Here is a 24,427-nt window from a genome sequence, read left to right on the forward strand (position 1 = left end):
AGTATGATGGATATACTGAAATTAATAGTATTTTTGCCACTCTTTGGTTCGCTATTTGCAGCACTTTTTAAAAAAGATGTTTTTAGTCAGTTAGTTACAACGGCAGGGATTGGAATATCTGCAGTTTTATCTTGGTATGTTTTTCTCACCTTCTCTGAAAACTATCATTTAGTTTTATTTCCTTTGTTTTCATTAAGTGTATTAAAAGTAAATTGGGCAATTAGTGTGGATGCTCTCTCATCCTTAATGCTTATTGTTATTACCACCGTTTCACTAGTAGTCCACCTCTATTCTATCGGTTATATGGAGCATGATAAAGGGAAGTCGAGGTTTTTTTCTTACCTATCGCTGTTTACGTTTTGCATGATTGTGCTGGTTGTAAGCGATAATTTCGTGCAGCTTTTTTTTGGCTGGGAAGGGGTTGGCCTATGTTCTTATTTACTCATAGGATTTTGGTTCCAAAAATATTCTGCAAATAATGCAGCAATTAAAGCATTTGTTGTGAATAGGGTAGGAGACTTTGCACTATTGATTGGGATCTTTCTCATTTATTATACATTTCACTCTTTGAAATTTACTGAAGTTTTTGACACAGCTGATCTTCTTGGCGCACAGAACATTAGGGCATTCTGCTGTGAATTTAAAATAATTCATATAATATGCATATTACTTTTTATTGGCTGTATGGGTAAATCTGCACAGCTTGGTTTACATGTTTGGTTGCCAGATGCAATGGAAGGGCCAACCCCTGTTTCTGCACTCATTCACGCAGCAACGATGGTAACAGCCGGTATATTTTTAATAGCAAAATGTTCTCCATTGTTTGAGTTATCAAATGTGGCACGAGAATTAATAGTTATTGTTGGTGCACTTACTGCTTTTTTTGCAGCCACCGTTGCGATTACTCAGAACGATATAAAGAAAATAATTGCTTATTCAACCTGCAGTCAACTTGGTTATATGTTCATGGCATGTGGGCTTTCTGCTTACAATGTTGCTATTTTTCATTTAATGACACACGCTTTTTTTAAAGCTTTACTATTTCTTGGTGCTGGCAATGTGATTCATGCAATGCATCATGAGCAAAATATTCAGAAAATGGGAAATTGCTGGAAGAAAATCCCTTGCACTTACACTCTCATGTGGATTGGGTCTCTTGCACTTTCTGGAATATTTCCATTTGCAGGTTTTTACTCAAAAGACTTGATAATTGAACATGCTTATAGCACGGATAGCTTTGCTTTTGTAATAAGCTTAGTTGTTGCATTCTTCACAGCGTTTTACTCTTGGAGGTTATTGCTTCTTGTGTTCCATAGCCAAAAACAAAGTAAAATTAATATACATGAGGCACCAAAGATTATGCTTATACCATTACTGATACTTGCTTTTGGTTCGGTATTTTCTGGAGTGTGGGGAGCAAATATTTTGAACATAACTAGTAATGCGTTTTGGAAATCAAGTTTAATGGTGATTGATGAGCATGGAGTTCATAATTTCTTTATAAAACTACTGCCAACCTTAGCGAGCCTAAGTGGAATAGCACTTGCATACCTAATTTACCAATATCAAGTAATTAGGCAAATTAAGAGTAAATTTTTACTTAAGTTTTTGCAGAATAAATGGTACTTTGATGAGGTGTATGAGTTTGTTATCATTGCACCGATAAGGTTTATGTCTAGGCTTCTATGGAAGTTTGATGTTAAGGCCATTGATTCATTTGGGCCAAATGGTGTTGTAAGGTTGGTTAATGAATGTTCAAAAAGTTCTATAAAGTTGCAAACTGGTTATATATTTGATTATGCATTTATTATGTTTGTTACTCTAATAATCGGTGCTTTATATATTGTTGGAATTAAATAGAAGGTGTTGTTACTTAGTATATTCTTGCTTCCACTGATAGGAGCATTGATTTTATCCTTAATCAGGATTAATCATCAATCTATACACTTAAGATTCCTTGCCCTATTTTTTGCTGTACTTCCATTTTTGCTTAGCATTGTAGCTTGTATAGAATTTGATTATAACGATGCGGACTTTCAGTTTGTCAGCTACCCAATTAGAAATGTTGGAATAGGGATAGATGGTATATCGTTGCTTTTCCTTCTGCTTACAACTTTCTTGTTTGTAATTTGTATACTCTACAACTGCAAAATGAGTTATACGACCCTCAAGCCATATATGGCATTATTTCTACTGCTTGAGAGTGTTGTAGTCGGTTTTTTCGTTTCACTGAATGCTATAAGCTTTTATGTGTTTTTTGAAGCTGTTTTAATACCAATGTTCTTTATTATTGGCATCTGGGGAGGGAAGCAAAGGGTATATGCGACGTTTAAGTTGTTTCTTTATACATTAACTGGCTCATTATTATTTCTACTTGGATTGGTGTACATCTATAGCATTTTTGGGACGTTTAATATACAAGAATTAGCTACATTAGTGCCAAGCCTTGATCTTAAAGTGCAGTCATTGCTGTGGATTGCATTTTTTATTTCTTTTGCAATAAAAGTACCGATGTTTCCATTTCACACTTGGCTTCCTGATGCACATGTGCAATCACCAACTTCTGGATCTGTGATTTTAGCTGGCTTGCTTATTAAAATGGGGGGATATGGATTTTTAAGGTTTTCTATTCCAATGCTTCCTCAGGCAAGTTTGTATTTTTCAAATTTCGTTGTTGTGCTGAGCATTATTGCTGTGATATATGCTTCTCTAGTTGCGTTTGCTCAAGATGATATAAAGAAGTTAATAGCTTATTCTTCAATAGCACATATGGGGATCGTTACTGCTGGCCTCTTTTCATTTTGTGAGGAAGGAGTACTCGGCGCTATATTTCAAATGATTAGTCATGGCCTTATTTCTGCTGCTTTATTTTTATGTGTTGGAATGCTATATACTCGAACTGGAACTTTGGAGATTGCAAAATATTTTGGCATAGTAAACACAATGCCAAAATTTGGTTTTATGTTCATTTTATTTTCAATGGCTTCAATAGGGCTACCTGGAACATCTGGATTCATAGGTGAGTTTTTGGCTATGGTTGGAATGTTTAAGAGCATAGGGTTTTTTACAGGATTTATCGCACTTGGCACTATTTTAAGCGCAGTTTATATGCTGAATTTATGTAAGCAAATAATATGGGGGGTTAGCTATTCTAAATTATTAAATAACCGCTTGGATAGCATAGAATTTTCTGTCTTAATTCTGCTTGCAGTGTTTGTTATTTTGCTTGGATTCTACCCAACCCTTGCACTGAATTATTTGAAGCCATGTATGGCAAATTTGTTAGTCAAATATGATGCGCTATGAATTATATACAGATATTGCCGGAAACGTTCTCTATTATCTCCTCGTTAGTGTTGCTACTGCTTGGAATTATATTTAACCGCCGAACTATCAACTTATTAGCACTTGGCTGCACAGTGATAACTTTGATTATTTTAATTCTTTCGGCAGAAAACAATGAAATTTTTCTCTTTAATTCGTTGTTAAAACTCAATTTATACATTAGGTCAGCCCAAGGGTTAATTCTCAGCACAGGAATTTTAATACTTTTGATGCTGAATTTATCAAAATATGACTATAAATATGAATTTTCAATACTGATTCTTTTTGCGCTATTTGGCATGATAACTTTAGTTTCAGCAAATAGTCTGATTTCTTTTTATTTAGCTTTTGAGTTGATGAGTATATCTTTGTATGTTCTTGCGAGCTTTAATAAAGATTCGATTTATTCATGTGAAGCGGGAGTGAAATATTTTACACTCAGTGCACTATCTTCCTGCATTATGCTATATGGAATGTCGCTGCTTTATGGATATACAGGACAAGTCAATTTCTCTGAGTTAAGTTCATTCTTGCAAAACCATCAAATAACTTATGGAACAGTCTTTGGGTTAGTCTTTGTTCTAATTGGTTTGTGTTTCAAGCTTGCTATTGTTCCTTTTCATATGTGGGCTCCAGATGTCTATCAAGGTGCACCTACCATAGTAACTGCGTTTTTTTCTACAGCTCCAAAAGCTGCACTTGTAACATTTTTAATTCGATTGATGAATGAAGAGTTAGTAAATGTAAAAAGTTATGTTCAGCCTATTTTCTTATACGTTTCAGCATTGTCTGTGCTTATCTCAGCTTTTGGGGCCTTGCGTCAGCAAAACTTAAAAAGGCTGCTTGCTTACAGTTCAATTGGTCACATTGGTTTTATATTTGCTTCACTTTCTATTTTTACACAAGCAGGAACAGATAGTGCCTTAATGTATCTGGTGATATATATCATCACAAGCATAGGACTATTCTCATATCTCGTACAAATTGACGATGACGATTGTGATATTGCAAATTTATCTGGTATAGGGAAGAAACACCCAATTGTAGCATTTCATCTTTCTGTACTGTTACTCTCGATGTCGGGAATACCTCCACTTGCAGGTTTTATCGCTAAATTTTTTATATTCAAAAGTTTAATAAATTCTGGCTTTATCAGCCTGTCTTTGATCCTTGTAATAGCGAGTGTGATATCATGCTACTATTATTTAAATATCATGAAAGTTATGTATTTTGATAAAGCTAGTGGTAATAAGGTTGCTTATTCTAAGGGTCTATTCATTATCACTTCAGTGGCTTCACTGATCAACCTCGTTCTTTTCTTGTACGCAGAAGATCTTTACTCATTGATTAATTCATTGACAAATTAACAACTTAGTGTTTATAATTAGTGATTAATTAATATTTTGTGGTGAAAAATGAGTAAAAGAAAAACTGTTTTGAAATTTTCAATTGCCGCTCTCTTGCTAGGTGGATTTAGCGCTGTAGCTGTTTTATATTTTCCTTATGTTGCTTTAGCAATTAAATTTGGTATTGTAATTTCTACAGCTCCTCTGGCAATTTTTGCCATTTCTGTAGTTGCTGCATTAGCTTCAGTAATTACATTAGCAGCATTTACTATTTCCGCCATACGCAGTAAGGGTAAATCTAATAAGGTTAGTAGCGAACCAGGAAGTAAAAATGAAGAAAAAGGACAAAGTCTAGTACAAGAAAAAGATGCACCTACTCCTACGCCACCGTTGCTCTCGCAAGAGCCTGAAAAGTCGGTTATTCCTATTCCACAACAACCACCAGTTGATGATCCAGTGGAAGAAACAGAAACACCGCAACCTGAAAACGTTATGGTTAATGGTGCTGATCAGCAAGCTAACCAAACAGAGGAATCGTTGCCACCATATCCAGAACCCACCTCGCCTCTAAATAGCATGGATCAACTCAAATCGTTTCCTGAATTGCCGTCAATTGTTGTGGATGCACACAACAATTTGGGAGATGGTAGTAATTCCATCAAAATTTATCAAGAAAATATGTCACTTCCAATATATTTGCCCCAACAATCTCAGATTTTACATAATGCAAAACTGGCCTTGGGGCTTAGTTATGCATTAAATGAAAGAAGGCAACAACCTAATCAGGCTAGTACAATAGATATTGACGTTTCCTGGGGCAGTGACTTTGAGGACTCAATAATTGCCAACAATAGCCTTCCTAGTGTTAGTATCACCCAAGAATTAGAAGAACGGTCAGGAGGAGTTAGGTGTTTTTCTGAACTAAATAATGTTCATAATATACTCGAGTATCGAAGACAGCTATCTCTTATGAATAATTGCTCTAACAGTTATTGTTCTTCTATGCTTTCATCAATACAAGAACCAGATAGGCTACAAGCAAGTTTAGGAAGTGACAATCCATCAGTGCAGTCTTTTCAACCAAAGAAGAAGCTTTTATATGATGTAAGTAAAAAAAATTTTGATAGCGTTAATTTTCAAGTAAATCATGCTAGACTTTCCGAGCATGCAGGGGAAGCTCCTAATTACAAATGGGTATTTCCACTTACTGAAACAAATGTTAACAGCGGTCCTAAAGCAATGCCCTATGACGTAAATGATAATATGGTTCCATATAGCAATATGAAATCACCTGTATTATCAAGTTTTGCTAACCGTAGCAACAGTTTTTCTGGATAAGAGAGTTTTTTGATAGAATTAAGAAAATGATTCCTGAAACATTTGAGGGCTTTCATATTCATCACTATAAAGAAGTTTCAAGCACTAACGAAGAAGCGTTGGATTTAATTGAGAGAGGGATATCTAATGAAACTATTATTATTGCCGATAAACAAACAGAAGGTAGGGGACGCACTGGAAAAAGTTGGGTTTCTCCAGAAGGTAATCTCTATGCGAGTTTGGTGATAAATCAAGTCACAGATATTGGCAAATTAACAGAATTGACTTTTGTTACTGCTCTTGCTGTTGGAAATACTATACTGTCATTTATAAATGGTCTAAATCTCCAGTATAAGTGGCCAAATGATATTCTAATCGATGGCAAGAAAATAAGCGGAATATTGCTTGAAAAAAGATCCAATTCGAATTGGCTGATTATAGGAATTGGAATTAATGTCAATCATGCACCACTTCCAGGAACAACGTGCATTAGCAATTACGGTGAATCTGTGTCTAACATGGATCTGTTAAAAAAATTAATAATAAATTTTAACAAGCTAAGAAAGCAATGGCTATTTGATGGGTTTTATGCTATAAGAAAAATGTGGCTTACAAGAGCATTCAAGATGAACGAGCAAATCAGTGTAAAGTTAGCTGACAAATTGTATGAAGGAATTTTTGCTGATATAGATAAAAGTGGTAAATTGGTGTTGCAGCAAAAGGATGGAAGCTTAATTTATTTTGATGCAGGTGAGTTATTTATTGGCAGTGCATTATGAATACGTATGTAATTTTTGCTTACCTTATTAGTTTTACGTTGATTACCGGAGAACTGATTTTTACCATTTCTTGCTATACTAAAAGTAAAAAAATTCTAGAAAGCCTGAAAGATAATAATGAAGAAGAAACATAAGCGATTACTTATAACTTCAGGAATTTTCTGCTTTTTAAGCTGCATAGTCTTTTTTATTTTAACAACGCTCAAAGAAAATATCTCATTTTTCTATACAGTAAGTGAGGCAATAGTTTTACCAAATAATCAAAAGCCAATCCGTGTTGGTGGAATGGTCGTTGAAAATAGCGTGATACGCAACGAAAGTGAAGTGATTTTTCAAATGACAGATTTTAATAAGAGCGTTATGGTGAAATATCAGGGAATACTTCCACCAATGTTTTCAGAAAAAAGTGGTGTTGTTATGCAAGGTAAAATGTTTGATAATAGTACCTTTCTTGCAGATACGGTGTTTGCAAAACATGATGAGAATTATATGCCGAAAGTTTTAAAATAGATTCCCTGATTCAGCTGTATTGAAACGGTATGTAGAGAGAGTAACAGCCTGCTATAGCTAGTACAAGTCAGGCCGCGGTATCTCTAGATCCCGCTAACAAGCAGCGGGATGACGAATTTGTCGTTTATCAAATCGTTGTAAACTTAAGTTACTTTAGCTATAGTAAGCTGTTACTTTCCTAACTACTACAAGATATCAGAGTGAGTTGGTGCTTCCCATTCATCTATGTTATCACCACCAGTTGCTCCTGTTTTTAATTCGTCAATTTTATCATACAATTCATCCATATAATCTTGATGACCTTTCAACACGTCATTCAATTTAGGAACAAATGTGTCGTTTAAATCTGCGATTAGTTTATCTAGAATTGTGTGGACATACTTGACCTGTGCATTCTTTTCTTTATCGCTCTCAAAAGATTTAGGTTTAATTTTGACCTCTATGTCATTTATTATTCTATGGTTAGTACCGCTCATTCCGCTTTTCACTTCAAAGTCGTCTTCGCTTTCTTTCATACTGTAATTACTCATATTAACTCCTATAAAAAATTATAATTTCAAAATCAATTCAGCTATATTGAAATGGTATGTGAAAAAAGGTAATAGCCCAGTGGGCTATTACCTTTTTCTTATTTTTGCTAATTATTAGCTATTTTCTATCCTAGTGGATTTAACTCTGGAGAAAAAAAGGTGTTGGGATTTGTTATGTCAGAATCCGTGAATGAATCTACTTCATCTCTCAATTTATCGATTTTCTCAATTAAACCTGAATCTTTATCACCAATTTCCTTCTTTATTGTAGATAAGTGCTGTGTGGTTTGGCTTACTACATTATTGATATGTTTTATTATGGAATTGACTGATCCTACAAATGTCGAAGTTTGTACCATCCCTTTAGTTCCTGATATCTCTTTTAATGGTGTCTCAATTAACTCCACATTAAATTTTTTATCTTCTGTTAAATTACTCATATTCATTAACTCCTTAAATAATAATATTAAAAATAATATTATTCATTATCTTCTGTAATCTGCTAAACAGATATGGAGTAATCCTGAACAGTATAAGCATCATTACTGTTAAGGTAATACTCTTCATTTACTACAAAAGAATGTTGATAGCTAAATTGATTGGGGGTTAACTATATCATCACCTTCCAGCAATTCCTTAAGTTCTTCAAGTTTTTCTTTCATTTCCTCTTGTTTCTTGTTTTGTTCATCAAACTTCTCTTTTAATGCATCAATAATAGCTTTAGACTGATCTTGATTGCCAAGATCACCAATCACAGCTGTTACTTTCTCATAAGGCAGCTTGTGAATGATGTCTTTAAGCTCTTCTGCACCTACGTTATCCAAAAGTTCTTTAAACCGCTCATTAGACATATTGCGAGCAAAAGCTTGAAGTTTGTCTGGGTTGTCAGCTAAAGACTTAATGATAATCTGAATCCTATTAGAATCAGTTAAATCCTGAGCAATTGCTTCAAGTTTCTTAGGATCAAGCTTATTAACTAAGTCTTTCAGTTGGTCTTCTTGCAGACTATTTACTAAAGCTTTTAACTGATCACCTTCTAATTCTTTGGAGAGTATCGTCAAATGGTGCTCAGCCAAGTCTTTTGCAAGCACTGTAAATTGCTCGTCATTTAAAGTTTTAATAAGTGCTTTGAACTGATCCACTTTTAAGTGAGGTAAAATTTCTTTTACTTGCTCTGGATTTAAGTCTCTAACTAGAGCTTCAAGCTGAGCATCATTTAAAATAGGAACAATTATTTGTAATTTTTCTGGATTTAGTTCCTGAGCGAGAGTTTGTAATTGGTAGTCGGTTAGATGATCCACTAAAGCTTGGAGTTGTTCATCTGTTAAGTTCTCTGCTAAAGCCTGCAACTGGTTTGAACTCAACTCAGGAATTATTTTTTGTAGCTGTCCATTCGTTAAATTCTGTGCAAGAACCTGCAGTTGATTTGAATTTAGTTCAGGAATTATTTTTTGTAGTTGCTCGTTACTAAGAGTATTTGCAAGGGTCTTTAGTTGGTTTTCTGTTAGGTCCTGAATAAAGATTTTGGCAAACACGCTTGATAACAGTGTGCTCTTTTGTATACTAGATAGTGGTATATCTTTTATATATTTTTCGCAGTAGTATGATATAATATCTTGTAATGCCTTATTGTCAGGTGAATCTATTATATTTCCTTCCCTGTCTGAAAAATAATATTTACTGTTGCCAGAATCTTCCCATGTTACATATTTGTATTCCAATTGTTTCGATCCGATAATACTACCACAAATATTGAGGGACTTAGGATTAATAAGCTGTGTTGCAATTGATAACTTAGCCAATGTATCATTACCATAATATACAAATGCATGCTTATTATTTATGTGATCTAAGTTAGAATCATATTTATGACGGTCGATCGCCAGACTTCCTTCATTTTCTTCCTCTATGCATGAGAAATGGTCTTGGCAAAGATTACCACCGCAAAATTTTATAGGTAGTAAGTCTAGTGCTATATCGTTTTTATCATCCAGTGGTACAAGCTCAACTTTTTTAATAGGTGTATTCCGGTCAGGCCAATATATATGGCTAATCTTGTTGATGAGCATCTCTTTTCCAGGCACCATCTTAAAAACATGTTTTTTCCACTCATAGGTGTTACCAATAAATTCATTGTTAGTATTCTAACATTTATTGATTAATTTATTGTTAAGTTAGTATATATCAGAATTATAATAACAAACATTACTTGTGTAGAGAAAAGTTACGAAAAGAAATAGGGATTTTTTAGGGAACTAGTATAAAATACTCATGAGCTAAAATAAGCTGACTTTATGATATGCTAGAACCTATATTGGTGGAGGCAAGCGGGATCGAACCGCTGACCTTCTGCGTGCAAAACAGATGCTCTACCAGCTGAGCTATACCCCCAGGTAATTCTTGCTTAAAGCATAAATCACTCAGGCTGAAATGCAAGAAATATTTATCTGTTAGGCTATTGCTAAATAGTGCACAAATTCTGCAGTTATGTACAATTCTCTATCTTTTTGTCTTTTCAGATTTGTACATCACACTATAAGCTTTGCCAAATAAATCTGTGAACCGAAAATTAACAAGAAGTTTTCCTTTGGAAATTTTTTTTAATTATCCATAGATTTTTGAACTAAATTATCACTAACGCAGTATATTATATAATTTATTTAACCACACATGAAAATTTTAGTTTGATTAAAACGGATAAAAACTATATTACTGTTTAGTATAGCTAAAAAATGAAATGATCCCGTAGCTCAGCCGGTAGAGCAACTGACTTTTAATCAGTGGGTCACGCGTTCGAATCGCGTCGGGATCACTTAGAATCTTAAAAAGCATGCTGAAGGAACAGGACAAAATATTTACAAACTTAAATGGTAAAGAAACTCCACTACTTGAGGATGCAAAAAAACGTGGTAGCTGGCAAAAAACAAAGGAGTTACTAGATTTAGGATCAGAAAAGATCATTGATGAAGTAAAGAAATCTGGTTTGAGAGGTCGAGGAGGTGCAGGATTTTCCACCGGCCTTAAGTGGAGCTTTATGCCCAAAAATCTCCCAAAAGCATATTTAGTAGTCAATGCAGATGAGTCAGAACCTGGTACATGTAAAGATAGAGATATATTGCGATATGAGCCACATAAGTTACTTGAGGGAATTCTCCTAGCCGGCAAAGCGATCAGCGCATCAGTTGCGTATATTTATATCAGGGGTGAATTTTATAATGAATATTTAGTTCTAAAAAAAGCACTTGAGGAAGCCTATAAAGAAAACTTAATTGGAAAAAATGCCTGCAAATCAGGTTATGATCTTGATGTGTTTATCCATAGGGGTGCAGGAGCTTACATATGTGGGGAAGAAACAGCTCAACTCGAATCAATTGAAGGAAAAAAGGGCTTTCCTCGCATGAAACCTCCATTTCCCGCAGGTGTTGGACTTTTTGGCTGCCCAACCACAATAAACAACGTTGAAACTATAGCCATGGTTCCAGATATTCTGAATCGCGGAGGAGAATGGTTTGCATCTCTTGGTAAACCAAATAATACTGGTACCAAGGTCTTTTGTATTTCAGGACACGTAAACAACCCGTGTAATGTTGAAGAAGAGCTCGGAGTTCCACTACGTGAATTGATTGAAAAATACGCAGGTGGAGTGCGAGGGGGTTGGGATAATTTACTTGCTGTAATACCTGGTGGGTCTTCAGTGCCATTAATTCCAAAATCTATATGCGATACTATTGAAATGGATTTTGATTCATTAAGAACCGCACAATCAGGGCTTGGTACTGCTGCTGTAATAGTGATGGATAAATCAACTGATATAATAGCTGCAATAGAGAGGTTATCACACTTTTACATGCATGAGTCCTGTGGACAATGCACACCATGCCGTGAAGGTACTGGATGGATGTGGAGGATTATGAAGAGGATGGTGGCAGGAGATATTAAGCCTGATGAAATAGATAAGCTGCTTGACCTTACAACTCAAATAGAAGGACATACAATTTGCGCGCTTGGTGATGCTGCAGCTTGGCCGATTCAAGGATTAATAAGACATTTTCGCCATGTTATCAAAGAGAGAGCGATAGTTTAACTCTACTTATACTTCTTAAGCCGTTTTGCTACTTAGCAACCAGAGCTAAAAAATATTGATTCCCTTCCCTTTTAGGTGCCAATTCTACCTTTGCAATATCTTCAGTGTCTCTAATTAGCCGTTCTAATTTTTCCAGTCCGACTTCAGTGTTTATAAGCTCTCTGCCCTTAAATCTCATTGTAACTTTGATTTTATGTCCGTGGGCAAGTAAGTCTCTTGCTTGACGCAATTTTGTTTCGTAATCGTGATCACCAATATTGGGGCCCAGTTTAATCTCTTTTATAGTTAATGTTTTTTGTTTCTTTTTTGCTTCACTTGCCTTCTTTTTTATATCATACTTTTGTTTGCTATAATCCAGAACTTTACATACTGGAGGAGTTGAATCAGGTGCAATTTCTACCAAGTCTAAACCAACACCCTGTGCAAATTCCAAAGCTCGTTCTATTGGCACGATTCCGACCATTTCACCACTATGATCAACTAAGCGTACCTCCTTAGCTGTGATGAATCCATTAATTCTGTTTTTATTGTTCTTTTTAACTTGCAAACTTTAACTCCCTTAATTCAAATTAATACTTTTTAACAGCGATTCAGTAGCCTTTTCCAAAGAAAAAGACTCCTGTCTTTCTGATCCTAAATTTCTCACTGACACAGTTTTACTTGTAACTTCATTTTTGCCTATAATCCATAATATAGGAACCTTGTTTGAACTATGCAAACGTATCTTATAACTAATTTTTTCATTGGTCAAATCAGTCTTGACTCTCACACCTTGTTTTTTTAAGACATTGCTGATTTCTGTGGCGTAACTGTCAGCCTCATTTGTAATGGTCAGAATAGCAAGTTGCGTTGGAGCAAGCCAAACTGGAAATTTTCCTGCATAATTTTCTATCAAAATTCCAATAAAACGCTCAAAAGTCCCAAGAATTGCCCTATGTAACATGACAGGGTGATGCTTGTGTCCATCTGCCCCTATATAAAAAGCTCCCAGACGTTCTGGTAAAATGAAATCAACTTGTAATGTTCCACATTGCCAATTTCTGCCTATTGCGTCTTTCAAAACGAACTCTAACTTTGGACCATAAAATGCACCTTCACCAGGGTTAAGTTTATAACTCAAGCCCGCTTCTTGAACGGCTTCAAGCAGCGCTTTTTCAGCTCTATCCCACACTTCATCATTACCTGCTCTAATATCTGGACGGTCTGAAAATTTCACAGAAATTTCATTAAATCCAAGCTCTGAATATACTTCTTTTAAAAGGTCACAAAACTTTATAGTCTCAGAATTCACTTGTTCTTCCATACAAAAAATGTGTGCATCGTCTTGCGTAAAACCACGCACTCGCATCAGTCCATGCAATGAGCCTGAGCTTTCATTTCTATGGCATATGCCAAACTCTGCCATACGTATCGGTAAATCACGATAGCTTCTGGTGTGAGAATTAAAAATCTGCACATGACAGGGGCAATTCATGGGTTTTATTGCTAGCTTTTTACTTTCAGACTCGTCAACAGTAAACATATTTTCACGAAACTTATCCCAATGTCCAGATTTTCCCCACAGCTCTTTGCCTACTAAAATAGGGGTTTTTACCTCAAAATAGCCATTATTTATTAACTTCTTTCTGATGTAAGACTCGAGAACATTATATAAAATATATCCTTGTTCATGCCAAAAAACCTGCCCGACAGCTTCCTCTTGGATGTGAAATAAATCCATATCCTTGGCAATTTTGCGGTGATCACGTTTCTCTGCTTCTTTGAGACACTCAAGATAAGCGTTTAATTCATCCTTATTTCTCCATGCTGTGCCATATATTCGCTGCAACATTGGGCCCTTTGCATCACCTCGCCAGTATGCACCCGCTACTTTCATAAGTTTAAACGCTTTAACTCTGCCGGTTGATGGTGAGTGCGGACCACGGCATAGGTCTACAAAATCGCCTTGTCTATAAACAGTTAGGTTTTCACTCTCTGATATAGAGGATATAATTTCAACCTTATATTTTTCGCCTATACCACTAAAGAAATCAACTGCCTGCTTGCGAGTCCAAACCTCTCGAACAAATCTGTGATTACTTTTTACAATCTCTTTCATTTTCTTTTCTATTGCAGCAAGATCATCCGTAGTGAAGGTACGATCTGTAGCAAAATCATAGTAAAAACCGTCCTGAATTGTTGGGCCGATAGTAATCTGAGTATTAGGAAATAGCTCTTTCACTGCCTGCGCCATTATATGAGCAGCATCATGCCTTATTATATCTAAACCCGCTTCGTCACTCAGTTGTATCACCTCTATCTCTGTATCAGATTCAATTTCACGTGAGAGATCATATAACTCACCATTTACTTTCAATGCAACTACTTCTTTCAAAGCATCCGGTTGTAATATATCAAAGCCAGTGACTTTACCACTGTATTCTTTTACTTTTTGTTCGGTTGAAAAAGTAACTTTAATCATTCATCAGACCTTTTGTCATCCAAATCCAAGCGTGATTGTTCAAATGTTCCATAAGGCAATAGAATAAATGTAAGACGTTAACGATTGATGTCATTCCAGTGCGTGACACTGGAATCCAGCTTACGAACATTGTTTTGACATATACCCCTAGAGTCAGCTGTCCATTGCATAATTTGCAAATACTTTTACACCTAGATCCCAGTGGGCTTTGTTGCATAGCAACTGAAAAAATCTGGTGGCTACTGACAAAATTCATTATAAAATAGCCATTTAACCTTTGAAGAAAAAATATGCCACAGAAAATGAAAGTCAGTAACCAAAACGAATATAACAAATTCCTTGAAAAAAGGGGAAATATTTTTCGTTACATCGATGAAGCTATCGAAAATTGGTATGAAATTGGGCCAAAAATGCAGGGCGGCAACTATATTTATAGTGATAAAGTGGTGATTTTGATACATATAACAACCCATCTATTCAGAATAGGTTTGAGTGGGATTTTTAGAGGGATACATTGAACAAATAGGAAAAAATTTCCCCTTTTTTCAAGGAATTTGTTATATTCGTTTTGGTTACTGACTTTCATTTTCTGTGGCATATTTTTTCTTCAAAGGTTAAATGGCTATTTTATAATGAATTTTGTCAGTAGCCACCAGATTTTTTCAGTTGCTATGCAACAAAGCCCACTGGGATCTAGAAAATCTAGTTAATATATATAGAGAAACCTTAGCTATAGTTTCGAAAAGAGTCTGATGTATTTTGCTATATGATCATAGGTCTAACAGGCGGAATTGGTGTAGGAAAGAGCTTTGTAGCTAATTGCTTTCAAGAGTTTGGTGCTGCTGTATTTGATGCTGATTCTGTTGTACACCAACTTTATAAAGTGGATAAAAGCATAATAAGCTATGCAGAAAAAAATTTTCCTGGAGTGGTAGTAAATGGTGAAATAGATAGAACAGTACTGTCTAAATATTTCTTAGCCTACGATGAAAATTGGAAACAATTTCAATCTTTGGTTCATGCCGTTGTGCGAAATGAACTAGAACTTTTTATTGCTAAGGAAATAAAGATCGATAGAAAACTTTTAGTTTTAGATGTGCCACTTCTATTAGAAACAAAATTTTATTTATATTGCAACCTTATTGTTTTCGTCCATGCAGATAGCGTTGTGCAAGCTCAAAGACTTAACGAACGCAACATAAATAAAGAAAAGCTAAATTTAATCTCCAATGTTCAGTTATCTATTGAGGAGAAAAGGAAGATGAGTGACTTTATTATCGATACCAGTGTAAGCAAAGAGTATGTTTTTTCTCAAGTAAAAGATATAGTGGACTCGTTAAATCTCAGCAGTTGATTTCAATTCACAATTTGCTTCCACCAAATTACTCCGAATTTTAGTTGTATTATTTGCGGATTTCACTGCTAAAATCTCAAATTTTGAGCTTGTGTTCAAAAATGATTCAACTGACCTGCCAAAAAAATCATATCTCCACCCCTTGAATAGTTTATCTGTCTGCCTAGATATTGACCCAGTTAACTCATCTTTTGAAGAAACTAATTTCCTTGATATGTTACTTTCTTTACATTTACTATCTAAAATAATTGAGAGTATATCGAATACAGATTTGTCATAATTATTCGGGAAGGTGTTGTTTTGCTGCATCCAATTTCTCTCATTTTCATTAAAAATATTCACAAACTCTAGTAAATCTGCATCTCTTATATTTTTTGCATTCCTCTTGAGATCATCTAAAATCTCATCAACATGCTCTACATTATTTTCAATAAAACCAGCTATTACAGCATTATTAATTACTTTATTACGATTCATATTATAGCGCTGTGCTAAGGTCTCTTGCCACTCACTAACTGCTTTAACAGTTAGTATCAATCTTGGATTTACTTCATAATTAAATTTAATCCTCTTCCATGCATCTTTTGGATTATGTAGATACTTATTTATATCAACTATTGATTCCATCTCTTCTTGAAACCAACCCATCCTATTATTTTCTTCAAGTTTATCGCACAATATTTGGTATAGGTCATATAGGTGTATCACGTCGTTTACTGCATAATCTAACTGATCCTCGGATAACGGCCTTCTTAACCAGTCTGAATTTTTAGCTTTAATTTTATCCAGTGCTATTCCTTGATATTGCTCCACTACTTTTGAGTAACCAATAAAGTCATGATAATAATGACAAAACATAGCGGCAACTTGGGTATCAAAAATGGGAGTGGGAATACATTTAAACACAGTGAGTAAGGATTCTATATCCTGCCGGCAGCTATGAAACACTTTGGTTATCCCCTGATTTAGCATTATTTTCTTAATGAATGATAAATCAATTTCTGGCACTAATGCGTCTACAATAAAACTCTTCTCTCCGCAAGAAATTTGAATTAACGATAATTTTGGGTAGTAGATTAAATTATTTCTAATGAACTCCGTGTCAACTGCTATAAATTTCGGCTTTTCTGCTATCAACCCCTCACATATGTCCTCCAGCTCCGACGTTGTATTAATTAACATATGTTTTTTATTCAGTGGTTCTACTTTACCACTTACATTAAATTTTTGCAATTAGTGACTTCTTGCAAAACTTTCTATCACTCATTGGTGTCATCCAAGTAGCGTGACTACTTGGATCCAGAAAACTCAATTAGAAACGAGTACACTAGGCTCTGTGGACAAAAAATATGAAAAGAGAGAAAAAGATGGTAGTTTAGCTTAATAGGTAAAAAATGGAGAAACTACCATATGCAATATTACATCAAAGAGGAAAATTGGAAACAAATTTTAGAGTTCATAAAAAGCGTAAAAGGAATGCATAGCAAAGATGAAAAACGTTTAAGAATATTCATAGAGGCAGTGTGGTACATAGTCCGAAGTGGTTGCCAATGGAGACTTTTACCAAAAACTTATGGTAATTACAGGAGTATACATAAGCGATTTAAAAGATGGTGTGGAAGAGATGTCTGGGAAAAATTGCTTGAATATACTAAACAAGAGCCTGATTTAGAAGTTGCTATAATCGACGGTACGATCATCCGAGCCCATCCATGTTCATCTGGATATACAAAAAACTCCAAGGATCAAGAAGCTTTAGGGAGGAGCAAAGGTGGCTTTACAACTAAAATACATGCGCTTGTCGATGCACTTGGAAATCCACTTAAATTTACTCTGACCCCTGGTCAAAGAAATGAGATTACACAAGCAGCAACATTAACTGAAAGTGTCTATAATACCACTGTAGTGGCTGATAAAGGCTATGACAGCAATGCTTTTGTTACGAGTCTTGAAAGCAAGGGATGTACAGCAGTTATTCCTCCGAAGCGTAATCGAAAAGTGCAGAGGGGTTACGATAAACACATTTATAAAGAGCGTCATTTAATTGAGTGTTTTTCGGTAAAATTAAGAACTTTAGGCGTATTTTTTCCAGATTCGATAAAACGGCTGAGGTTTTTATGGGTTTTCTAAATTTTGTCGGGGCTCTTGTATGGCTTCTCTAAAATTTTGTCCACAGAGCCTAGGTGGTTGTATAATAAGAACTAGATACAAGTGTCACGCACTGGAGTGATACCGTGGACTGTGCATAAGCGTCAAGTTAAGGGAATATTGGCAAATAAGCAATGCTTAAAATAGACATCTTATTTGTTACATTTATTTTTTAGGAAAGTAGAGCAAAACAATTTTTTTAGAAAACCCACTAACTTTATTGTTTAATTTTAAAATAGTCCTTTCTAATGCTACTTCTTCTTAACTTGACCTTAATTCTGCAATTTCTTTAATGGAAAGTCCAGTAAACTTAACAATAGTGTTGACATCAACATTATTAGCCAGCATTGCTTTTGCGACTTCAATTTTGCCTTCCTCTCTCCCTTCTTTCCTACCTTTCTCTTTACCAATTTTGATGCCTTTTTCAGTAGCATCATCAAGCTTTTGAGCAAGGACAGCCTGTTCATCAAGAATACGTTTTATTTTCTGTTCATAGGCAATAAATTCTTTTTCTGACCAGTTAAATCTATTTAGCTCTTCATAGGCCTTTTTAATTATTACATCACTACCTATTATTTTTTCCAGCTCTTCTTCACTAGTCTCATCTGCATATCGAAAAAAATAAACCCATTTTTTAACTATATTTTCCAACTGATCTTCCTTATTCTTTGGAAATTTTGGCAACTCAATAAATATAAAATAGAAATCTTTTAGATCATGCTCATTAGTGTCTTCATCTCGAATAGTATGCTTTGATTTGTACTCAGATTTATTAGGAAACAGTACACAATCTGCTATAGCAATGAAGATAATTTCCTTAAGGTTATGATACTGGTCACCTTTATCAGCTTGCCTTGAGTAAGCTTTAGCAGCATAGTATTGAGCACGTTTTTCAAATCCTTTAGTTTTAGCAACTTGGTTAGGTAAGGAGACAGTATTACTACTATCCCCTCCCTTAGAACCTGTTTAAAATCTCCTCAATAGAAGAGAAATGAAGGAAAGAACAACCATTTGTAAACTTGTGTTGAGTTTACGCTCGCAATTTTCCATAACCGTCTACATTTTTCCAACCAAGCAAAAGACCGCTCGACAACCCATCTTTTTGGCAATACAGCAAAGGTATGTAATTCGCTTCGTTTTACTGCCTCAACAGTTGCACCAATAGTTGCTTTTATTTGTGTTGCAAAATTTTCTCCTGTATAGCCAGCATCAACGAGTATATTTTTGACTTCAGAGAGGTTTTCTTTAGCATTTTCCACCATTTTCACAGCACTGCTACGATCAGTTGCTTCTGCCGTTGTTATATGAATTGCATGTGTTGTGTATCAACTGCGATATGACCCTGAAATCTTTTTACCTGCATCATAGCCCTTTCTTTCAGCAGTATCTGCGTTTTTGACGCTTTGAGCATCAATTATGCAGAAACTGGTTTTCTCTTTCCGACCACTGTTTTGTCGCAACCAATTTTTTTTAACCAACAAGCTTGGCTCCTTTCCTTTCTTTTTACTCCACATTTGAAAATAGTAATATATGTTTTCCCACCTTGGAAACTCTTTTGGCAACATTCTCCACTGACAACCACTTTTTAGCACGTATAACACTCCACAAAATACTTTGTATATATCAATTAATCTTGGTCTCGTTTTCTTTTTCCTACTTTCTAAAATTGGTTTGATTTTTTCAAATTGCTCACGACTTATGTCGCTTGGATACCTTTGACTCATTTATACACCTCATTATTTACCTGTTCCTACTTTAGCTCATCTCTTTGAGATTTTAAACAGGTTCTAACATACCAAAGACGTCGATAATTTGGATCGCAAGAATCCTTAGATGGCATACCCTGCACTAATTGACGCAGTTGTTTTGCTTGATCCCAGTTCCCTTATTTTCTCATCATCGATACTTGCATGGTTAACCTTAAATATTTTGGATTGACCCTATCCACTCTGAGAAGTGATTATCTTCTCTTGCTTCCAACCAAGCAATACCTAATTCATACCATCTGGGTAGGGCCACTATAACAGGCTGAATAGAAAAGGCAGTAAATGCTATAAGAGTAGCAATGGTACTTGCTATCGATATAGTACCAGAATACTTTCTTATAGAGCTCAAAATTCTACTGGGCTGGTCAGAAAGTTTTCTAAATCCTAAAAAATCAAAATAGTCTTTGAAAGGATCTTTAGTGTCTGTAACCATAACATTTTTCTAGTTTAAATTTATTTAAGTATACATTAACCAAACCTTAAAATCAAGTTTCTTAATTTTTCAACATGTGCCAAGGCCTATTGGAGCGCACTTTATTAATCTTTATGTAACGATTTGTTAACCAAATTGCATGTGTTTCTAAATCGGCATATTTGATAGTTTTAGTATTATAAACTGAATAGTCGAATTCACTTAATTGAATTATTAAGTCAACTTTATCACAATTTTCTAGAATATCTTCTTTTTTATAAGCTAGCAACACTGACTTATTATTTCCTTTATTATATATGCAGCCATAATCGTTACATTTTAGCCTTTTATCTGAGTTATTGTATTTTTTATGATTCAAAATTTGGTTCTGCCCATTTTGCTTTGCCCATGTTTTGACAACAAAGTTCCTATTTTTTCTGGTGAGAGAATATAGTAAGTTGTCACTCTCCTTTGCAGCAACATTATCAGCACTTATCAAGATATCAGGAGTTCTATACATAGCACTAGAGAAAATACCCAGCACAATAAAGAAAATTCCGAAGAAGCGCCAATTTCTTTCCCACAAGCACAGCCATAATAACCCAAATGTTATTATAATAATTGATAAGGCAGGAAAAGTGCGAATGGGAATAACCAAATACTGAAGACTAGCGATAGCGTTTGTTATATACAAAATACTGTCAATTGGGCGCTCTATAAATGGCGCTATAATCCATTCAATACCTAAAGGAATCAATAAGACATAAATTATTCCAAGTGGAATAATAATTAATGTAACTATTGGTATAGCAACTAAATTTGTGATAATGCCACTAATTGAAAAATAATTAAAATTGTATATCGTGTACGGAACAGTTGCTAAACTTGCTATTACTGAGCTGATCATTATCGATACAAAATATTTCATTATTTTTATTTTGAACAATTTATTAGCATTAATTTGATAACTGGCAACCAGTGCCAAAACCGCAGAAAATGACATCTGAAAGCCTGGCTTTAAAATTGCTTCTGGTTCTACTGAGAGTATCACTGAAGCAGCAAACGCAATTGCTATTAACCCTCGATATTTTCTCTCTATCATTATTGCAACGAGTACTAAAATCACCATGATGTAGGCACGCTGAGCAGAAATTTGCATACCGGTAATCAACAAATAAAACGTGGTTGGCAAGATAGTAAGGAATGCAGATATTTTCTTGGTGTTATACTTAAGAGTCAAAGTTTCAGATATTGCGAATAAATTACGAAACACTACAAAAAACAGACCAGCAACGAATGATAAATGCAAACCAGATATAGCAAATAAATGTGCTATATCTGAATCTCGTATCGCGTCCATAGTTTTTTGATCTATCCCGTCCTTTTTACCGATCAGTAATGCAGAGATTATATCCGCATGTGGTTTTTTGATATTTTGCTGCAGGTTTTCATAAATATATTGACGGAAAGATTCTATATACTCTAGAAATTTCCTTGCTTCAGCCTTTTTGTGCAAAGCTATTTTGCTTGTTGCAAAACCTGTTGCACTTATTTTCTGGTAATATGCTATTCTTGCAAAATCATATGCATGCTCCGAGGGCGCAATCTTTAGAGGGAAGAGTTTTGCTGATAATTTTACTTGATCGCCTATTTTAATGCCTTTTTCCACTTTGGTTCTAACTGATATTCTGATGTTATCTAGAGCTCTATCCGGTGTCATTCCAGCACGTGACGCTGGAATCCATATCTTTTTTTTTCTGGATCCCAGTATCAAGTACTGGGATGACAAAAGGGGGCACTGGGATGACAGAAGAGGGCACTGGGATGATAGGAAAGGATTTTGAGATAGTAGGGGATTTTTCAACAGAAAGCAGAAATTGTTTATATGAGCCCCTGTCATTAATATCTTTCACTGTAGCAACGATATCTTTTACATATCTCTCTTTATTAAGAATTTGAGTATCAACTAAAGCTGTTCTTAATTTACTAGCTGTAAACCCTATGAGCACTGCAATTAAAGCGATACATAATATCGCGTACCTTTTATACAATATTGCAATCAGAATTAGTGTGGGTAAAAGCAAAAGAAAAATAGATATGCAGCTTGGTTCAAAACTTAGGGAAAAATAGGTTAAAATTCCTACACACTGACACACAGGAAACCATAGTATCAAGTTATATTTTTCATTGTGTAGGTTATGACGTATATAACTAACTATTATGTCAAAGAAAGTTAACAAACATACCGATATGTGACTGTGACGCAATTTTATTCTTTTATTTTCTATTATTGTATATATAATAACTAAATAAGCAACGACGCGGGATGGAGCAGCTCGGTAGCTCGTCAGGCTCATAACCTGAAGGTCGTAGGTTCAAATCCTACTCCCGCAACCATTTTCCAACTGTACGAATATTGTGGTTTCAGGTAGAAACTACTTGACAAATTCCCCCAGTTCCCTTATCATGAAACTGAAGGTATTCAGTTATCTTCAATCTGTGCAGATTAAACGACAACAGTATTACGTAATTGGCGTCTTATTTTTAATTTTTTGCACTATGAGCACCTTATGTCTTCACAACATTTCTAGGTTTTTACCTATATAAGCTGAAACGCGCTTATAAAGCGTTTAAGACAGTATAGAACGCCAATTTGCAGGATTAGAGAGTGACAACTAGCTAACACGGGATATCTTTTGCCTTTTTTTCTGCTTAGTAAATTTCTTAAACATTTATGACTAAAGGTTAGTTGCATTAAAAAGCAGCTGAATCGCGGTTATTAGACGGTTAAAATATAAAAAAACGCCAATGTTTTTAAATAGATATTAATCGGGGCTTCTTTTGCCTTTTTTTTATTCGGTAAATTTCTTAATATTTATGGCTAAACGACAACCGTCATCCCGCTGCTTGTTAGCGCTTACTATTACCCACAAGTATAAAATTCATGAGCGAGTCTCCATCCTTCTGCTAAATCAAAGAGACGTTTCCATCCCTTCCACAAAGCTATAGCTAAGTCATTTTTGCGAGCTAAAAACCCTCCTAATTTGGCTATCCACCTCACGATTTCTCTTATAGGTGGTGGGATTTCAGGATAGTCTTTTGTCTTAAGCATTTTGGTATACAAAACCTTCCATTCGTCATCAGTCAGTATGACAGTGCAAGAAAGATTTGGATTTGTTCTAGCTACTAGTGTGATAAAAAATATTCTCCATGCAATTATACTCATAATTGTAAGAAAGCGGATTAATCTATCTGCTGTTTGGAGCCTACATTCTTCAACTTTAAGACCGGATTTTAAAATTTTATGAAAAACCTCTATTCTCCATCTTAAGCAATACCATTGTATTTTTTCTACTGCTTCTTCAAAATTATTAATATTTATATTTGTCAACAAAATCCAGTTCATAGGTTCTTCGCCAAATGGGGGGTGTTTTTCTATAGCATAGACAGCATTTAAACTTAAATTAGGAAGTTTTTGGGTTTTACGTCTAGCATTATTTTTTGATGCATTCATCACAAAGTTACTAAACTTTACTTCTAAAACTGTTGTTCTTTGAGGTTTATCATTGCGAGCAGACTTGAATTTCTCCTTGACAAGACATGCGATTCATTAAATCCCACAACCTTTCACCACCTTTTTCAGAATAAGTCGACTTCTTATTTACTGTTCTGTTTTGATTTCCTCTTACTACAAAAAGAGATTGATTAGTGGAAGCGACTTCAAATAAATCATAAATATCTGCTTCTCTATCGCAAACGGTAACTACCTTAACGTTCTTTAATCCAGGATGGTGAGTAGAATCTTTAAGTGATGCTATCCACCGTATGCTTTCTTTCTCTTCTATCGGAATAGCAGTATTATGGCTTCTTCTTTTCAACTCTTTTAGGTCTTCAGCCAAAGGAGGTCTAGTACTAATTTTTTGATCTAATAATCCTATAGGTAGCCCTTCTGTTGTAACTGCAAACGTTGTATGCATCATGGGTTTTAAAGTTAGTTGTTTTAGATGTTAATCTTGCTGCTATAATCCCTAATCCTTCGGTCTTTTTATGATTTTTATATGAAATATAACTCGTGTCTTGGATAGCTAAGATAGTTTTTAGCTCTTTCAACAGTTTTAATTATATGACTGTCTAATATCTTTCTTTCAGAAATGGCATCGTTTTGGAAAAATCTATAAGCTGCTTTACTTTGATGCCAATCTTCACAAGCTTGATTTATTGAACGCTCAGGCGATTCAGCAAAACTATTAACTATTTTTAAAAGCCTCTTACTTAATCTTATATCACCAAAATTAACAATTCCAAATTCACTTTCTGCCCATTCGCCAGTTGAGGTATTTATATTTCTTTTCATCATATATTCCATTTTTAGACCATAGATCTATTTATAATAGAA

Annotated in this window: 17 protein-coding genes, 3 tRNA genes and 6 pseudogenes; 13 read left to right on the plus strand and 13 right to left on the minus strand. The window is 34.9% G+C overall.

The genetic code is table 11. The features are described from left to right. The first annotated feature begins 3 nt into the window (after positions 1–3). Genes nuoL through ccmE form a run of 7 tightly spaced genes read left to right on the plus strand, consistent with a single transcriptional unit; the run spans position 4 to position 7,276 of the window. Complete coding sequence (gene nuoL, locus ACQH1X_RS01430) at positions 4–1,860, plus strand: NADH-quinone oxidoreductase subunit L (RefSeq protein ID WP_425386349.1); 1,857 nt, start codon at positions 4–6, stop codon at positions 1,858–1,860. Positions 1,861–1,863: 3 nt separating this feature from the next. Further along, entirely contained in the window at positions 1,864–3,306 is a 1,443-nt protein-coding gene (locus ACQH1X_RS01435; RefSeq protein ID WP_425386350.1) for a complex I subunit 4 family protein, read from the plus strand. Then, positions 3,303–4,691: an NADH-quinone oxidoreductase subunit N gene (locus ACQH1X_RS01440; protein ID WP_425386351.1), complete on the plus strand. Its 1,389-nt coding sequence runs from the start codon at positions 3,303–3,305 to the stop codon at positions 4,689–4,691. The genes ACQH1X_RS01435 and ACQH1X_RS01440 overlap by 4 nt, the downstream gene beginning before the upstream one ends. A 48-nt stretch (positions 4,692–4,739) precedes the next feature. Then, positions 4,740–6,008, plus strand: a complete 1,269-nt coding sequence (locus ACQH1X_RS01445) for a hypothetical protein (RefSeq protein WP_425386352.1) — start codon at positions 4,740–4,742, stop codon at positions 6,006–6,008. Positions 6,009–6,034: 26 nt separating this feature from the next. Further along, on the plus strand, positions 6,035–6,766 hold the full coding sequence (locus ACQH1X_RS01450; protein ID WP_425386353.1) for a biotin--[acetyl-CoA-carboxylase] ligase: 732 nt from the start codon (positions 6,035–6,037) through the stop codon (positions 6,764–6,766). Beyond that, entirely contained in the window at positions 6,763–6,900 is a 138-nt protein-coding gene (locus ACQH1X_RS01455) for a CcmD-like small membrane protein (protein WP_182158513.1), read from the plus strand. Before ACQH1X_RS01450 ends, ACQH1X_RS01455 begins: the two co-directional genes overlap by 4 nt. Beyond that, positions 6,884–7,276 carry a cytochrome c maturation protein CcmE gene (gene ccmE, locus ACQH1X_RS01460; RefSeq protein ID WP_425386354.1) on the plus strand — a complete coding sequence of 131 codons (393 nt, stop codon included), beginning with the start codon at positions 6,884–6,886 and terminating at the stop codon, positions 7,274–7,276. The genes ACQH1X_RS01455 and ccmE overlap by 17 nt, the downstream gene beginning before the upstream one ends. Positions 7,277–7,461: 185 nt before the next feature. On the opposite strand, the gene ACQH1X_RS01465 is transcribed toward ccmE, so the two are convergent. The 4 genes from ACQH1X_RS01465 to ACQH1X_RS01480 all read right to left on the minus strand — a co-directional run bounded on the left by ACQH1X_RS01465 (position 7,462) and on the right by ACQH1X_RS01480 (position 10,197). Next, entirely contained in the window at positions 7,462–7,806 is a 345-nt protein-coding gene (locus tag ACQH1X_RS01465) for a hypothetical protein (RefSeq protein WP_425386355.1), read from the minus strand. A 125-nt stretch (positions 7,807–7,931) separates the two neighbouring features. After that, a complete protein-coding gene (locus ACQH1X_RS01470) occupies positions 7,932–8,246 on the minus strand; it encodes a hypothetical protein (RefSeq protein WP_065094379.1) in 315 nt (104 codons plus the stop codon). 150 nt (positions 8,247–8,396) lie between these two features. Then, positions 8,397–9,893: a magnesium transporter MgtE N-terminal domain-containing protein gene (locus ACQH1X_RS01475; protein WP_425386356.1), complete on the minus strand. Its 1,497-nt coding sequence runs from the start codon at positions 9,891–9,893 to the stop codon at positions 8,397–8,399. Between the two features lie 228 nt (positions 9,894–10,121). Next, a tRNA-Ala gene (locus ACQH1X_RS01480) sits at positions 10,122–10,197 on the minus strand. 348 nt (positions 10,198–10,545) lie between these two features. Here ACQH1X_RS01480 and ACQH1X_RS01485 point away from each other — a divergent pair. Then, a tRNA-Lys gene (locus tag ACQH1X_RS01485) sits at positions 10,546–10,618 on the plus strand. A gap of 18 nt (positions 10,619–10,636) precedes the next feature. Continuing rightward, positions 10,637–11,890: an NADH-quinone oxidoreductase subunit NuoF gene (nuoF, locus tag ACQH1X_RS01490; protein ID WP_425386357.1), complete on the plus strand. Its 1,254-nt coding sequence runs from the start codon at positions 10,637–10,639 to the stop codon at positions 11,888–11,890. Positions 11,891–11,918: 28 nt separating this feature from the next. Here nuoF and infC read toward each other — a convergent pair whose 3' ends face one another. Both infC and thrS read right to left on the minus strand, forming a co-directional pair. After that, on the minus strand, positions 11,919–12,437 hold the full coding sequence (gene infC / locus ACQH1X_RS01495; protein WP_265026521.1) for a translation initiation factor IF-3: 519 nt from the start codon (positions 12,435–12,437) through the stop codon (positions 11,919–11,921). 12 nt (positions 12,438–12,449) lie between these two features. Further along, a complete protein-coding gene (gene thrS / locus ACQH1X_RS01500; RefSeq protein ID WP_425386358.1) occupies positions 12,450–14,351 on the minus strand; it encodes a threonine--tRNA ligase in 1,902 nt (633 codons plus the stop codon). A 290-nt stretch (positions 14,352–14,641) separates the two neighbouring features. On the opposite strand from thrS, the pseudogene ACQH1X_RS01505 reads away from it, so the two are divergent. Both ACQH1X_RS01505 and coaE read left to right on the plus strand, forming a co-directional pair. Then, positions 14,642–14,885: pseudogene (locus ACQH1X_RS01505) on the plus strand (IS5 family transposase); the annotation flags it as partial. A gap of 232 nt (positions 14,886–15,117) precedes the next feature. Beyond that, the gene (gene coaE, locus ACQH1X_RS01510; RefSeq protein WP_425386359.1) at positions 15,118–15,705 is read left to right on the plus strand and encodes a dephospho-CoA kinase; all 588 of its coding nucleotides are present in this window, start codon (positions 15,118–15,120) and stop codon (positions 15,703–15,705) included. Here the strand turns inward: coaE and ACQH1X_RS01515 are convergent. Next, a complete protein-coding gene (locus tag ACQH1X_RS01515) occupies positions 15,688–16,887 on the minus strand; it encodes a ribonuclease D (RefSeq protein WP_425386637.1) in 1,200 nt (399 codons plus the stop codon). The two genes, coaE and ACQH1X_RS01515, sit on opposite strands and share 18 nt — an antisense overlap. A 228-nt stretch (positions 16,888–17,115) precedes the next feature. Here ACQH1X_RS01515 and ACQH1X_RS01520 point away from each other — a divergent pair. Beyond that, positions 17,116–17,867, plus strand: a pseudogene (locus ACQH1X_RS01520) (IS5 family transposase). Positions 17,868–18,114: 247 nt separating this feature from the next. Here ACQH1X_RS01520 and ACQH1X_RS01525 read toward each other — a convergent pair. The 5 genes and pseudogenes from ACQH1X_RS01525 to ACQH1X_RS01545 all read right to left on the minus strand — a co-directional run. Beyond that, positions 18,115–18,771, minus strand: a pseudogene (locus ACQH1X_RS01525) (Rpn family recombination-promoting nuclease/putative transposase); the annotation flags it as partial. 48 nt (positions 18,772–18,819) lie between these two features. Next, a pseudogene (locus ACQH1X_RS01530) lies at positions 18,820–19,577 on the minus strand (IS5 family transposase). 196 nt (positions 19,578–19,773) lie between these two features. Beyond that, positions 19,774–20,052, minus strand: a complete 279-nt coding sequence (locus ACQH1X_RS01535; RefSeq protein WP_265025942.1) for a hypothetical protein — start codon at positions 20,050–20,052, stop codon at positions 19,774–19,776. A 61-nt stretch (positions 20,053–20,113) separates the two neighbouring features. After that, positions 20,114–21,733, minus strand: a pseudogene (locus tag ACQH1X_RS01540) (ComEC/Rec2 family competence protein); the annotation flags it as partial. A gap of 4 nt (positions 21,734–21,737) precedes the next feature. Further along, the gene (locus ACQH1X_RS01545) at positions 21,738–22,115 is read right to left on the minus strand and encodes a hypothetical protein (RefSeq protein ID WP_425386360.1); all 378 of its coding nucleotides are present in this window, start codon (positions 22,113–22,115) and stop codon (positions 21,738–21,740) included. A 236-nt stretch (positions 22,116–22,351) separates the two neighbouring features. Here ACQH1X_RS01545 and ACQH1X_RS01550 point away from each other — a divergent pair. Next, a tRNA-Met gene (locus ACQH1X_RS01550) sits at positions 22,352–22,428 on the plus strand. A 526-nt stretch (positions 22,429–22,954) separates the two neighbouring features. Here ACQH1X_RS01550 and ACQH1X_RS01555 read toward each other — a convergent pair. Next, a pseudogene (locus tag ACQH1X_RS01555) lies at positions 22,955–24,388 on the minus strand (IS4 family transposase). Positions 24,389–24,427 lie beyond the last annotated feature (39 nt).

The sequence above is a fragment of the Wolbachia endosymbiont (group A) of Barypeithes pellucidus genome, from assembly GCF_964030885.1.
GTDB lineage: Bacteria > Pseudomonadota > Alphaproteobacteria > Rickettsiales > Anaplasmataceae > Wolbachia.